Origin of the sequence: Polaribacter sp. Hel1_85, from assembly GCF_000766795.1 — a bacterium.
In the GTDB taxonomy this organism is placed as follows: domain Bacteria; phylum Bacteroidota; class Bacteroidia; order Flavobacteriales; family Flavobacteriaceae; genus Polaribacter.
Genome location: NZ_JPDS01000001.1, coordinates 1,014,029 through 1,029,763, shown reverse-complemented (window position 1 = coordinate 1,029,763; position 15,735 = coordinate 1,014,029). Strand labels below are relative to the sequence as shown.

The following is a 15,735-nucleotide window of genomic DNA, read 5'->3' as shown; positions in this document are numbered from 1 at the left end:
GAAAATAAAATGAATCAAGAATATATAAAACCAAATGAATGGTCAATCCTAGAAGAAGGGTTTGATGCAGAAATGGTAAAATCTTCAGAAAGTTTGTTTAGTATTGGTAATGGTGTCATGGGACAACGTGCTAATTTTGAAGAACATTATTCTGGAGAAACGTTTCAAGGAAGTTATATTGGAGGCGTTTATTATCCTGATAAAACACGTGTTGGATGGTGGAAAAACGGATATCCAGAGTATTTTGCCAAAGTTTTAAATGCGCCTAATTGGATAGGAATTAACGTGTTAATTAATGATGAAAAACTAGACTTACATACTTGTAAAGAAGTATCTAAGTTTAAGAGAGAACTAAACATGAAAGAAGGTTGGTTGTCTAGAAGTTTTGAAGCTGTTTTACAAAACGATATCAAAATTAAAGTTGACACAAAACGTTTTTTAAGTTTAGAATTAGATGAAGTTGGAGCCATTAATTACAATGTAACTCCTTTAAATGCTGATGCTAAAATTACCTATACTCCTTATATAGATGCAGGTATAACCAATGAAGACACTAATTGGGATGACCAATTTTGGGATGTTTTAGAAGTTTCTCAAAACAACCAGCAGTCTTACATACAGGCAAGAACCATGAAAACACATTTTTACACGTGTACGTTTATGGAATCTCGTTTATTTGTAGATAATAACGAAGTAATTACAGATTGTAAAAATAAGCAAACTTCAAATTATACATCTTGCACGTATCAACAAGAAATTAAACAAAATCAAACATTTACCATTCATAAATTTGGTGGTTATGTGGCTGATAGAAATCATAAAAAAGAAGAATTAGTTGCTGCAGCAAAAGAAGCTTTAGATAAAGCTGTAAGTTTTGGGTTCGATGCTTTATTAGAAATGCAAAAGCAATCTTGGGCACAAATCTGGAGCATGTCAGACATCACAATAGAAGGTGATGTAAAAGCACAACAAGGAATTCGTTTTAATATTTTTCAACTAAACCAGACTTATTTAGGTACAGATGCTACTTTAAATATTGGTCCAAAAGGTTTTACTGGAGAAAAATATGGAGGAAGTACTTATTGGGATACAGAAGCGTATTGTATTCCTTTTTACATGGCTACAAAAGATCAATCTGTTGCAAGAAAATTATTAGAATACAGATATTATCATTTAGAGAAAGCTATAGAAAATGCAGAGAAACTAGGTTTTTCTAACGGAGCTGCATTGTATCCAATGGTTACTATGAATGGTGAAGAATGTCATAACGAATGGGAAATTACTTTTGAAGAAATTCACAGAAATGGAGCCATCGCTTTTGCAATTTTTAACTATTACAGGTTTACAGGTGATTATTCTTACATTCCAGAAAAAGGATTGGAAGTTTTAATTGGTATTGCACGTTTTTGGCAACAAAGAGCTACTTTTTCTTCGGATAAAAACAAGTTCATGATTTTGGGAGTTACAGGTCCAAATGAATATGAGAATAACATCAACAATAACTGGTATACAAATTACATTGCAAAATGGTGTATTAACTATGCTTTAGAAAATATTGATGTCGTAAAAACAGATCATATTTCTGATTATATCAGAATAAAAGAAAAAGCTAGTTTCACCGATGAAGAATTATCTAAATGGAAAAACGTTGCTGACAATATGTATTTTCCATATTCAGAAAAGAAAGATATTTTCTTACAACAAGATGGCTTTTTAGACAAAGAATTAATTACAGTTGAAAACCTAGATAAGAGCCAAAGACCAATCAATCAGAAATGGAGTTGGGACAGAATTTTACGTTCACCATACATAAAACAAGCAGATGTTTTACAAGGTTTCTACATGTTTGAGGATGATTTTTCTACAGAAGAATTAGAAAAACATTTCGATTTTTATGAACCATTTACAGTGCATGAAAGTTCACTTTCTCCTTGTGTACATAGTATTCAAGCAGCTAAATTAAACAGAATGGATCAAGCATATACATTTTATTTAAGAACCTCTCGTTTAGATTTAGACGACTATAATCACGAAGTAGAAGAAGGTTTACATATTACTTCTATGGCAGGAACTTGGATGAGTATTGTTGAAGGTTTTGGAGGAATGAGAGTACATAATAATACACTTTCTTTTTTACCAAAAATACCTGAAGGTTGGAGTTCTTACTCCTTTAAAGTAAACTTTAGAAATCAAGTAATTACTGTAAATGTTACTCAAGCTGGAACTCATTTTGAGTTAGCTGGAACTCAAGAAATCAATATTTTAGTAAATGGAGAAAAAGTTACGGTATCTCCAAATAATTTATTAACAGTTTAAATTTATATCATGATTATTATTAGAAACATTTTTTTCGCATTTTTAATGATGTTCGTTATTATTTCTTGTAAAAAAGATTCAGAAAAAAATGTTTCTGATATAAATTTTCCAAGAACCAATTCTCTTCTAGAAATAGTTGAGCCCCCCAATTGGTTTATTGGTTTAAAAGATTCGTCCTTACAATTATTAGTAAAAGAAGATAATATTGGTAACTCAACACCATCAATTTCTTATGCAGGTGTTACTATAGAAAAAGTAAACAAAGCAAGAAGTGAAAATTATTTATTTTTAGATTTAAATATTGATAAATCTACAAAAGCAGGGAAATTTGATATTGTTTTTGCATTCGAAAAGGGTACCAAAAAAACACATACTTACGAGTTAAAATCAAGAGAAAAAGCTGCTGAAGATTATATAGGTTTTAATAGTTCAGACGCTATTTATTTAATTACTCCAGATCGTTTTTCTAATGCTGATGAAAGCAATGACATCAATAAAAATTTAAAAGAAACTATTGTTGATAGAACTGATGATTACAAACGTCATGGAGGTGATCTACAAGGAATAATTAATCATGTAGATTATATTTCAGATTTAGGTTTTACTACAGTTTGGCCAACACCAGTTTTAACAAATGACATGCCTCAAGGTTCTTATCATGGGTATGCAATTACAGATTATTATGAAGTAGATCCTCGTTTTGGAACTCTAAATGATTATAAAAAATTAGCAAATGATTTAAGAAATAAAAACATGAAACTCATCATGGATCAGGTTGCAAATCATTGTGGTTTAGAACACTGGTGGATGAAAGATTTACCTTTTTTAGATTGGGTAAATCATCAAGATAATTACGAAAAAAACATAGAAAATTGGAATTGGAAAAATAATATCAATTCTAATCATAGAAGAACTACAAATCAAGATTTGTATGCCTCAGAAAGCGATAGAAAAGGAAATAATGAAGGTTGGTTTGTAGCGTCTATGCCAGACTTAAACCAACGCAATCCTTTTATGGCAAAATATATTATTCAAAATAGTATTTGGTGGATAGAATCTTTAGGTTTAGCCGGAATTAGACAAGATACATATCCTTATTCTGATAAAGATTTTATGTCTGATTGGGCAGGAACAATTATGAATGAATACCCAAATTTTTCTATCGTTGGTGAAGAATGGAGCTACAATCCGTTATTAGTTAGTTATTGGCAAAAAGGTGCAAAAAACAAAGAAGGATATCAATCTAACTTAAAATCTACAATGGACTTCCCTCTGCAAAAAGCAATTGTAGAAGGAATCAATGAAGAAGAATCTTGGGACAAAGGTTTGGTTAAATTGTATGAAGGTTTGGCAAATGATTTTCATTATACAACACCAAAAGATATTATGGTTTTTTTAGACAATCATGATAAAAGTAGGTTGTTTACAGAGGTAAAAGAAAATGTTGTTAATGCAAAAATGGCATTAAGTTATATGTTGATGTTACCAAGAATTCCACAAATTTATTACGGTACAGAAATTTTAATGGATGATACTGCAAACCCTGGAGATCATGGTTTAATTAGAACCGATTTTCCTGGTGGATTTAAAGGCGATAAAATAAATTCTTTTACAGGTGAAGGTTTGTCTGATGATCAAAAATCAATGCATAAATTTGTAAGAAAAATTTTAAATTATCGTAAAAAAAGTGCTGCTATTCACAATGGAAAAACAATTCATTTTGCACCATTTATGGGAACTTATTTCCTGTTTAGAGTTTTAAAAGATGAGGTTGTTGTTCATATCATCAATAAAAATGACAAACCAATTACGATTGATTTAAAACGATATAAAGAAGTTGAGTTAGAAGGAAAAAAACTTAAAAATATTATTTCTGGAGAAACTTTTATTTGGGGAGATAAAATTAATTTAAAAGAAAAAGGAAGTATTATTTTAACCACGAAACATTAATTAAGCTTCAATGTCATTTTGTGTGATTTGAGGAACGAAAAATTTAATTGTGAAATCTTAATTATGAAAAATTTAATAATCATTTTTTTAACTCTTTTAATTTCTTCATTTTCTTTTGCCCAAAATTCGAAAAGAATTTTTAAAAAGGTAAATCAAACTGAAAACGGATTAGTAATTAATGTAAATGATGGTCAATATATTTTAAAATTTTATTCTGATAAAATTATAGAAACGTCTTTTATTCCAAAAGGAGAGAAGTTCAATAAATCATCTCATGCAGTGGTTTTAGAACCAAAAAATATTGATATCACTTCTGTTTTTACTACGAACGAAAGTGTTTTTTCTTCGAATGGAATTTCAGTACACATTAAACACCAACCTTTTCAAATAATTTACAAGTTTAAAGGTGATGTCATTACCTCAGAAAAGCAAGGTTATTTTAAATCGAAACACATTCCTTTAGAAAATGTAAAAGGTAATATTCCTAATAAAAATACAGAAAAAATTGAATTCAATTTAACTACTGATGAGGTTTTATTTGGAACCGGAGCAAGAGCTTTAGGGATGAATAGAAGAGGTAATCGTTTAGCTTTATACAATAGAGCGCATTATGGTTATGAAACACATTCTGAGTTGATGAATTTTACAATTCCTTTGGTCATTTCATCAAAAAAATACATGATTCATTTTGATAATGCACCAATTGGATATTTAGATTTAGACAGTAAAAAAGACAATACTTTAACGTATGAAACGATTTCTGGACGAAAAACATATCAAATTATAGTTGGTGATTCTTGGATGGATTTAGTTGAGAATTATACCAATTTAACAGGGAAACAACCTTTGCCTCCAAGATGGACTTTAGGTAATTTTTCTAGTAGATTTGGTTATCATTCACAAAAAGAAACAGAAGAAACTATTGAAAAATTTAAAGAGGATGAAATCCCTGTTGATGCAGTAATTTTAGATTTGTATTGGTTTGGAAAAACGGTACAAGGAACGATGGGAAATTTAGAAGTTGACAAAGATTCTTTTCCTGATATGAAAGGAATGGTTACTCGTTTAAAAGAAAAAGGTGTAAAAACAGTTTTAATAACAGAGCCATATATTTTATCAAATTCTAAAAAATGGAAAGAAGCAGATCAAAAAGAAGTTTTGGCTAAAGACACCATTGGCAATTCTGCAAAATATGATTTCTATTTTGGAAATACAGGAATTGTAGATATCTATAAAAAAGAAGGAAAAGATTGGTTCTGGAATATTTATAAGGATATTTTAAGCTATGGTGTAAAAGGACTTTGGGGAGATTTAGGTGAGCCAGAAGTTCACCCAACTTGGGTGCAGCATGCAACAGGTTCTGCAGATGAAATTCACAATATTTACGGTCATGATTGGGCGCGTTTAATTTTTGAGGGTTATCAAAAAGAATTTCCTAATGAAAGACCTTTTATTTTAATGCGAGCAGGATCTTCTGGTTCGCAACGTTTTGGAATGATTCCTTGGTCTGGAGATGTAAATAGAAGTTGGGGGGGATTACAATCTCAACCAGAAATAGCATTGCAAATGGGGATGCAAGGTTTGGGTTATATGCATTCTGATTTAGGTGGATTTGCAGGTGCCAATTTAGATGATAATTTATACACACGTTGGTTACAATATGGAGTTTTTCAGCCAATATTTAGACCTCACGCACAAGAAGATGTGCCAAGTGAACCTGTTTTTAGAAGTGAGAAAGCAAAGAAATTAGCTAAAAAATCTATTGAATTGCGTTATGAATTATTACCTTATAATTACAATTTAGCGTTTGAAAATAATCAAAAAGGAACTCCTTTAATGCGTCCAATTTTCTTTGATGAAGATGATGATAAATTGATGAGTAATTCATCAACTTATTTATGGGGAAAAGATTTTTTAATCACTCCAATTCTTAAAGATTCAGTAAAAACGAAAGAAATTTATTTTCCAAAAACTGCTAATTGGTTTAATTTTTATTTTGATGAAAAAATAGAAGGAGGACAAACAAAAACGGTAAAAGTAAAAGGGAAATCAATTCCTACATATGTTAGAGCAGGCGCTTTTATTTTAATGACAAATTTGGTACAAACTACAGATGATTATAACGCAGATAAATTAGAATTACATTATTATTATGATGTTTCAGTTGAAGAAAGTAAAAGAGAATTTTATAATGATGATGGATTAACAGTTAATGCTTTTGAAAAAGGAAAATATGAAATTTTAAAATTTGAATCAGAATTAACAAAACGTTGTTTGGAATTTGATTTTGAATCAGAATTTGGAAAAGAATGGAATTCATCAGAAAAAGAAATCAAACTTATTATTCACAACATAAGTTGGAACCCAAGAAAAATAAAGATTGATGGAAAAAGAACACGAATTTCATCAGAAAAAAACACACTTACAATTCCTGTAAAATGGAATCCTAAGAAAAATTTAAAGGTAAAAATAACATTAAAATAAGATATCAATTATGAATAAAATAAATAGCGTTTTAGCAGTTATCACTTTATCAATTATAATTGGTTGTTCAACAGAAAAAGTATCAGAAAAGAAGATGAAGAGTACAAGTAGTAAGAAAAAAACAGTGGTGTATCAAGTGTTTACACGTTTGTTTGGGAATACAAATACCACAAATAAACCTTGGGGAACTATTGAAGAAAATGGAGTAGGTAAGTTCAATGATTTTACAGAGAAAGCATTATCAGAAATCAAAGATTTAGGAGTTACACATATTTGGTATACGGGTGTTCCTCATCATGATGTAATTCGTGATTATACAAAATTTGGTATTTCAAATGATGATCCAGATGTGGTAAAAGGTAGAGCAGGATCTCCATATGCAGTAAAAGATTATTACAATGTAAATCCGGATTTGGCTGTAAATGTTGAAAATAGATTAGAAGAATTTGAAGCATTAATTGCACGTTCACATAAAAATGGATTGAAAGTAATTATTGACATTGTTCCTAATCACGTTGCTAGAAATTATCAAAGTATTTCCAACCCTAAAGGAACAAAAGATTTTGGAGCAGAAGATAATAAATCAGTAGTTTATGATGTAGATAATAATTTTTATTACAATCCAAATGAAGCTTTCCTAGTTCCAGAATTTTTAAATGATTATAAACCTTTAGGTGGTGAGAATAATCCGTTATCAGACAGGTATTTTGACGAAAACCCTGCAAAATGGACAGGAAATGGGTCTCGTTCTGTAAAACCTAGTTTTTATGATTGGTATGAAACTGTAAAAGTAAATTATGGCATTTCTCCTGAAGGGAAAAAAGATTTTGATGAATTACCAGCAGGTTTCGAAAATGAAGACTATAAAAAGCATTTTGAATTTTGGCAAGATAAAAAAGTACCTAATTCTTGGATTAAATTTAGAGATATTGCTTTGTATTGGTTAGAAAAAGGAATAGATGGTTTTAGATATGATATGGCAGAAATGGTGCCAGTTGAGTTCTGGAGTTTTATGAATTCTTCTATAAAAATGAAAAATCCAGATACTTTTTTATTGGCAGAAGTATACAATCCTAAAATGTATAGAGATTACATTAGAAAAGGAAAAATGGATTATTTATATGATAAAGTTGCTTTATATGATACTATAAAACATGTTATGCAAGGTCATGGGTTAACAGATAATATTCCTCCAATTCAAGAAGATTTAAAAGATATAGAGCACCATATGTTGCATTTTTTAGAAAATCATGATGAGCAAAGAATTGCGAGTACAGAATTTGCAGGAAATGCTTTAAAAGCAAAACCAGCAATGGTGGTTTCTACAACAATTTCTACAGCGCCAACAATGATTTATTTTGGTCAAGAATTTGGTGAAGATGGTTCTGAAAACGCAGGTTTTGGTACCACTTCTAGAACTTCAATTTTTGATTATGTGGGTGTCCCATCTCTTCAAAGATGGGTTAATAACAAACAGTTTGATGGAGGGAAGTCAACCAAAGAAGAATTAGCGTTAAGAGATTTTTATAAGCGTTTGTTAAATTTTACCATTCAAAGTGAAGCTTTAATGGGAGATTACCAAGATATTCATCAATTTAACCGCGAAAATACAGAATGGTACAATGAAAAAATTTTGTCTTTTGTACGTTGGTCAGAAAACGAAAAATTAATTATTGTTTCAAATTTTAATGCTGAAAACACCTATGGTTTTGAGTTAGGTTTACCTTCTGATATCATAAAAAAATGGAATTTAAAAGAAGGAGAATATCAACTAGTAGATCAGTTATATGATGAGTATTCATCAATTTTAAAAATTGAAAATAACCAAGCTAGAGTTAGGGTTGATTTAAAACCACTTCAATCATTTATTTTAAAAGTTAAGAATTAATTAAAAAAAATAATTATGAAAAATATCATATTTATCATCAGTTTAATAAGCTTACTTAGTTGTCAAGAAAAAACAGCAACAAAAAAAATAGCAATAATGGAAACAAAAGAATTTGTTTGGGAAGGAGCAAATATTTATTTCTTATTAACAGATCGTTTTAATAACGGAGATGCAAATAATGATATCAATTTTGATAGAACCAAAGAAACAGGAAAATTACGTGGTTTTGAAGGTGGAGATATTAAAGGAATTACGCAAAAAATTAAAGAAGGTTATTTTACAAAACTAGGAATTAATGCCATTTGGATGACTCCAATTGTAGAACAAATTCATGGAGGTACAGATGAAGGAACAGGTTTGTCTTATGGTTTTCATGGTTATTGGACTAAAGATTGGACTAATATTGATCCTAATTTTGGTACAAAACAAGATTTAAAAGAATTGGTTGCAATTGCACATAAAAATGGAATTAGAATTCTGTTAGATGCTGTAATTAATCACACGGGTCCTGTTACAGAGAAAGATCCTGTTTGGCCAAATGATTGGGTAAGAACTGGTCCTCAATGTTCTTATAATAATTATAAACACACAATTTCATGTACATTGGTTAAAAATTTACCAGATATTTTAACAGAAAGTAATGAAAATGTAGCATTGCCACCACAATTAATTGAAAAATGGAAAGCAGAAGGGCGTTATGAGCAAGAAGTTAAAGAATTAGATGCCTTTTTTGCAAGAACAAAACATCCAAGAGCGCCTCGTTTTTACATCATGAAATGGCTAACAGATTATATAACAGAATTCGGAATCGATGGTTATAGAGTAGATACGGTAAAGCATACAGAAGAGTTTGTTTGGCAAGAATTTAAGCAAGAATGTGATTTTTCTTTTGAACAATACAAAAAAAATAACGCTGATAAAGTATTAGATGATAACAACTTTTATTTAGTTGGTGAAGTGTATAATTATGCAATTTCTCATGGAAAAGCATTTGATTTTGGTAATAAAAAGGTGAATTATTTTGATAAAGCATTCAATAGTTTAATCAATTTTGAAATTAAATGGAATGCAAAACAAATGTCTGCTAAAGATGTTTTTCAAAAGTATGATACGATTCTTCAAAATGATTTAAAAGGTTATGGTGTTTTAAATTACCTTACATCTCATGATGATGGACAACCTTTTGATAAAGAAAGAAAATTACCATACAAAACTGCAACAATGTTGTTTTTAACACCTGGAACTTCTCAGGTTTATTATGGAGATGAATCTGCAAGACCATTAATTATAGAAGGTGCTGTTGGCGATGCTACTTTACGTTCCTTTATGAATTGGGATGATATTCAAAATAATATTGAAACAAAAAACATTCTTAATTATTGGCAAAAATTAGGTCAGTTTAAAGCCAATCATATGGCTGTTGGAGCAGGAAAACATGAGTTGATTTCTGAAGTAAATGGACTAGTTTTTTCTAGAGTTAGAAATAATGATAAAGTTATAATCGGACTTGATTTGCCTAAAGGAAATAAAGAAATAAATGTTGCTTCAATATTTAATAATGGTGATACATTGAATGACTTTTTTTCTAATCAAAAAGTAGTAGTTAAAGGTGGTAAAGTAAGTTTTACTTCTAAAGACACTGTTGTTTTATTAGAAAAGAAATAAGTTATGAAAATTCGATTTTTATTGATTGTTATTTGTACAAGTTTATCATCTTGTTGGGCAGAACCAGAAACTGTTTTAGTTTCTCCAAATGAAAATATATTTTTAGAATTTTCTGTGGATGAAAAAGGAAAACCTCAATATGAAGTATTTTTTAAGAATAAAGCGATTATCAAAACATCAACTTTAGGTTTTGATTTTGAAAATACTACATCGTTTTTAGATGGTTTTGAAGTTTTAAATTCAGAAACAAAAGCGTTCAATGAAACTTGGCAAATGCCTTGGGGAGAACAATTAGATGTTGTAAATCATTACAATGAATTAAGAGTTGAATTACAAGAAAAATCAGAGTTAAAAAGAAAATTAAATATTGTTTTTAAAGTCTATAATGATGGAGTTGGTTTTAGATATGAATTTCCTGAGCAAGAGAATTTTAAAGAAGCTTTCATCACAGAAGAAAACACAGAGTTCAATTTAACTCAAGATTATAAAACCTTTTGGATTCCTGGAGATTGGGATATTTATGAGCATTTGTATAGTACTACAAAACTATCAGAAATTGATGCAAAAAATTACAAAGTAAATAGTGCTTTGGCGCAAACAAGTATTCCGGAAAATGCTGTTAATACACCTGTAACTTTAGTAGGTAAAGATGGAATTCATTTAAGCTTTCATGAAGCTGCTTTAATAGATTATTCAGGAATGACTTTAAAAGTAAACCCTAAAAATTTATCATTTAAAAGCAATTTGGTTGGTTCTAGAAATACAGCTTATAAAGTAAAAAGAACTTTACCTTTTAATACTCCTTGGAGAACGATTCAAATTGCAGAAAATGCGCCAGATTTAATTGAATCGAACTTAATTGTAAATTTAAACGAACCTAATAAATTAGGAGACGTATCTTGGTTTAAACCAATGAAATATACAGGTGTTTGGTGGGAAATGCATTTAGGAAAATCTTCTTGGGATTATGGAATGGAAATGGTTGATGGAAAATGGACAGATACGGGTAAAGCACATAGAAAACATGGAGCAACCACCCAAAATGTAAAACGTTTTATTGATTTTTCAGCAAAAAATAATATTGGAGGTGTTTTAGTAGAAGGTTGGAATACTGGTTGGGAACGTTGGATTGGTTTTGAAGATAGAGAAGGCGTTTTCGATTTTGTAACACCTTATCCTGATTATAATTTAGATGAAGTTACTACATATGCAAAACAAAAAGGTGTAGAAATTATTATGCATCATGAAACTTCTGCAGCAACAGCAACTTATGAAAAACAACAAGATACTGCATATGCTTTAATGCAGAAATATGGTATGCATGCTGTAAAATCTGGTTATGTAGGTAAGATTTTACCAAAAGGAGAATTTCATCATGGACAATACATGGTAAATCAATATAACAATGCTGCTATAAAAGCGGCAAAGTATCAAGTTGCTGTAAATGCACATGAGCCAATAAAAGCAACTGGTTTACGTAGAACATATCCAAATATAATTTCTAGAGAAGGTTTGCGTGGACAAGAATTTAATGCTTGGTCTGGAGATGGAGGAAATCCGCCAGAACATTTGTCAATTGTAGCTTTTACAAGAATGTTAGCAGGTCCAATAGATTTTACTCCAGGAATCTTTAATATTAAATTTAACGAATACAAAAAGAATAATCAAGTAAATACAACTCTAGCACATCAACTGGCTTTATATGTTGTTATTTACAGTCCTGTGCAAATGGCTGCAGATTTGGTAGAACATTATGAAGCGAATCCTAAACCATTAGAGTTTATTAAAGATGTAGGAGTAGATTGGTCTAAAATCAAAGTTTTGAACGGTGAGGTAGGGGAGTTTGTTACCATTGCTAGAAAAGAACGTAAAACGGGTAATTGGTTCTTAGGAAGTATTACTGATGAAAATTCTAGAAAAATTAAAGTAGATTTCAGTTTTTTAGATGAAAATCAAAAGTATGAAGCAAAAATTTATAAAGACGGTAAATCTGCCCATTGGAATGAGAATCCTTTAGACATTGAATTTGAAACTATAGAAGTTACAAAATCTTCAAAATTAGATTTCAAATTAGCTGAAGGTGGAGGTCTTGCTATTTCTATTAAAAAGAAAGATTAATCTTTATGTACTTTGTTGAATTCATTAATCATAAAAAAGGCCCAAATTAGTACACAGATTGCTACAAAAACAGAAAAGTAGAAAACAAAATTATCTGCGCTCATTTTTTATTAGTTTTATGTAAATCATTATTCCTAATAACGTAGGAGCCCAAAGTCCAACAAAAATACCATGTAATTTTTCTCCAGTTAAAAAGAGATATTCTGCAATAACTATAATAATAACACATAATGTTAGCATTAAAAAGTTAGTCAACCCTATTTTTTTTATAAAATTCATTGATCTATTTAAATTTTTATTAAAGTTACTAAATTTAAGAGAATTAATAGGTTTAGCTTTTGTTTAGCTCAAAAAAAAATACTTTTTTTATTTTAAATTTACCTATACATAAATACAACAATTGTTTTATATGGACTTATTTTGCTATATTTAATGTAATTTGGTAACCAAACATTATGCCTTCAGATATGAATAGAATTTATTTTTTATTTTTTTTTCTTATTACTTCTGTATTAATAACTGCACAAGAGTTACCACCTATCAATACATATACTGCTAAAGATTATAAAGCAGAAAATCAGAATTGGGCAATATCTCAATCTGAAGATAAATCTATTTATGTTGCAAACAATAAAGGTTTATTAGAGTTTAATGGTGCTGTTTGGAGATTATATCCTACACCTAATGAAACGGTTATGAGGTCTGTAAAAGTTTTAGGCGATAAAATTTATACAGGTTTTTACATGGATTTTGGTTATTGGAAGAAAAATGATTTTGGAGAATTAGATTTTACTTCTATTGTGATGGAACAGGGAATTCAAATGTTAGAAGATGAACAAATTTGGAATATTCTTGAAATTGACGGTTGGTTGCTTTTTAAGTCTCTAGAAAGAATTTATTTATTCAATTTACAAACTAAAGAAGTAAAGATTATCAATTCAGAGTTTAGAATTCATAAATTATCTAAAGTTAATGATGTTATTTATTTTCAAGAAGGAAATAAAGGGGTTTTTAAAATAGAAAATGGAGTTCCTAAATTAATTTCTAATGATCAAATTTTAAAAGAAAATGTTATTGTTGAAATTTTTATAAAAGATGATAAGCTTTTATTTCTAACTCAAAATTTAGGTTTTTTCTTTCTTGAAGAAGGAAAACTTGTTAAGTGGGTTACACCCTCAGAAAAATTATTTGAAAACGTTACTGTATATAGTGCAAAGCAATTACATAATAATGATTATGCTTTAGGAACAATATCTGATGGTTTTATATATTTAAATAATAATGGAGAGGTAAATTATCAAATTACTCAAAGTTCTGGTTTAAATAATAATACTTTACTTTCAGTTTTTGAGGATGTAGAAAATAATTTATGGTTAGGCTTAGATAATGGAATAAATAGTATAAATACAAATTCTCCTTTTAAAATTTACAATAAAAAAAGCGATTTTATTGGTACAATTTATGCGTCGATATTATTTGAAGGTAACTTATATTTAGGAACAAACCAAGGACTGTTTTACAGGAAAATTGATACTGAAGACAGTTATAAATTAGTTAAAAATACGCAAGGACAAGTTTGGAGTTTAACTATAATAGATGATGAATTATTTTGTGGACATACAGCAGGTACTTTTTTAATACATAAAAATAAATCATCTTTAATTTTTAATAATCAAGGAACTTGGGGATTGAAAAAAATAAAGGAAAACACTATTCTTCAAGGTTGTTATGATGGTTTGTATGTGCTTGAAAAAAAGAATAATCAATGGAGTTTAAGAAATAAAATTGACGGCTTTAATAATTCAAGTAAGTATTTTGTGCAATATGATGAATATAGTTTTTTTGTAAATCATGAATATAAAGGTGTTTTTAATATTATTTTAGATAAAGATTTTAAAAAAGTAGTAAAACTTAATATTGAAAGTTCTCTGGTAAAAGGGTTGCATTCTTGTTTGATTTCTTACCAAGATAAAATAGTATATTCAAGTAAAATGGGTGTTTTCTTATATGACAGACAGAATAATACATTTAAAAGGGATGATATTTATAGTCAATTAATTTCTAAAGACGATTTTATTTCGGGAGAATTGGCTTTTAATAAATCTAATAATATTTTATGGTCTTTTTCTAAAGAAAGTATTAAATATTTAACTCCCGGTAAATTAAGTGATAAGCCAAGTGTTAAAAGTATACCTATTTCTGCATCAATGCCTAAAGCTAATTTTGGGTATGAAAATATCATTCATTTAGAAAATGAAAAATATCTTATTGGTACTTCTAATGGTTATATTTTAGTAAATTTAAATAATGTTCATGATGCAAAAGAGTTTTTTGTAAAAATTAATAAAATCAATAATTTTATGTTGGATGAGCCTAAAATTAAGGTTGATTTAACAGTAAAAAAAGAGTTTTCTTCCAAGCAAAATAATTTTGAGTTCTTTTATAGTACACCAAATTTTAATAAAATTACAAGCATTAAATATCAATATCGTTTACTTGGACAAAGTAAACAATGGAGCACTCCTTCAAAGGCAAATTCAGTGTTGTTCGAAAATATTTCTTACGGTAGTTATACTTTTAAAGTAAGAGCTATAGTAGGTGGAAAAATTAGTTTAAATGAAGCTAATTACAATTTTGTTATTGAGCGACCTTGGTATTTATCAAATACAATGATAACAATCTATGTGTTATTGTTTTTACTAGCTTTTTATCTGGTGCATATTGCTTCTAAGAGGTATTATAAAAAACAAAGAGAAGATCTTTTAGATAAAGCTAAAAAAGAATCAGAATTAAAAGAGTTAGAAAGTTCTCAAGAAATTATAAAACTTAATAATGATAAGTTGAGAAGCGATATAGAAAGTAAAAATAGAGAGCTAGCAACTTCTACAATGAATATTATTAAGAAAAATGATTTCTTAAACTCAATAAAAACAGAACTTGTAAATGGTGGAGATAAAAATGTTTCTAAAGTTGTAAGAATTATTGATAAGAACTTAAACAATACAGATGATTGGAAGATGTTTCAAGAAGCATTTAATAATGCAGATAAAAATTTTCTAAAAAAAGTAAAAGATAAGCATTCTAATCTTACTCCAAATGATTTAAGACTTTGCGCATATTTAAGATTAAATTTATCTTCAAAAGAAATAGCTCCATTGCTTAATATCTCTCCAAGAAGTGTTGAGGTGAAAAGATATAGGTTAAGGAAAAAAATGGAATTACCTCATGATTCTAACTTAACAAATTATATTCTTGAAATTTAACGACCAAACATTCCTAATTTTTACCCAAACATCACCACAACAATGTTAATA

8 protein-coding genes are annotated in these 15,735 nt (G+C 28.9%); 7 read left to right on the top strand and 1 reads right to left on the bottom strand.

Going from position 1 to position 15,735, the window contains the following annotated elements; translation table 11 throughout:
- Positions 1–9 precede the first annotated feature (9 nt).
- The 6 genes from PHEL85_RS04500 (at position 10) to PHEL85_RS04475 (ending at position 12,421) form a co-directional block, all read left to right on the top strand.
- Positions 10–2,316, top strand: a complete 2,307-nt coding sequence (locus tag PHEL85_RS04500; protein ID WP_036821613.1) for a glycoside hydrolase family 65 protein — start codon at positions 10–12, stop codon at positions 2,314–2,316.
- Between the two features lie 9 nt (positions 2,317–2,325).
- Positions 2,326–4,266, top strand: coding sequence for a glycoside hydrolase family 13 protein (locus PHEL85_RS04495; RefSeq protein WP_036821607.1), 1,941 nt, complete (start codon positions 2,326–2,328; stop codon positions 4,264–4,266).
- 63 nt (positions 4,267–4,329) lie between these two features.
- Positions 4,330–6,750: a TIM-barrel domain-containing protein gene (locus PHEL85_RS04490; RefSeq protein ID WP_036821604.1), complete on the top strand. Its 2,421-nt coding sequence runs from the start codon at positions 4,330–4,332 to the stop codon at positions 6,748–6,750.
- Between the two features lie 10 nt (positions 6,751–6,760).
- Positions 6,761–8,638, top strand: coding sequence for an alpha-amylase family glycosyl hydrolase (locus tag PHEL85_RS04485; protein ID WP_036821602.1), 1,878 nt, complete (start codon positions 6,761–6,763; stop codon positions 8,636–8,638).
- Positions 8,639–8,653: 15 nt separating this feature from the next.
- Positions 8,654–10,303, top strand: a complete 1,650-nt coding sequence (locus PHEL85_RS04480; protein WP_036821599.1) for an alpha-amylase family glycosyl hydrolase — start codon at positions 8,654–8,656, stop codon at positions 10,301–10,303.
- A 3-nt stretch (positions 10,304–10,306) separates the two neighbouring features.
- Positions 10,307–12,421: a glycoside hydrolase family 97 protein gene (locus PHEL85_RS04475; RefSeq protein WP_036821596.1), complete on the top strand. Its 2,115-nt coding sequence runs from the start codon at positions 10,307–10,309 to the stop codon at positions 12,419–12,421.
- A gap of 90 nt (positions 12,422–12,511) precedes the next feature.
- Here PHEL85_RS04475 and PHEL85_RS04470 read toward each other — a convergent pair whose 3' ends face one another.
- A complete protein-coding gene (locus PHEL85_RS04470) occupies positions 12,512–12,700 on the bottom strand; it encodes a hypothetical protein (protein ID WP_036821593.1) in 189 nt (62 codons plus the stop codon).
- 188 nt (positions 12,701–12,888) lie between these two features.
- Here PHEL85_RS04470 and PHEL85_RS04465 point away from each other — a divergent pair, with 188 nt between their 5' ends.
- Positions 12,889–15,684: a triple tyrosine motif-containing protein gene (locus tag PHEL85_RS04465; RefSeq protein ID WP_036823116.1), complete on the top strand. Its 2,796-nt coding sequence runs from the start codon at positions 12,889–12,891 to the stop codon at positions 15,682–15,684.
- The last annotated feature ends 51 nt before the right edge of the window (positions 15,685–15,735 follow it).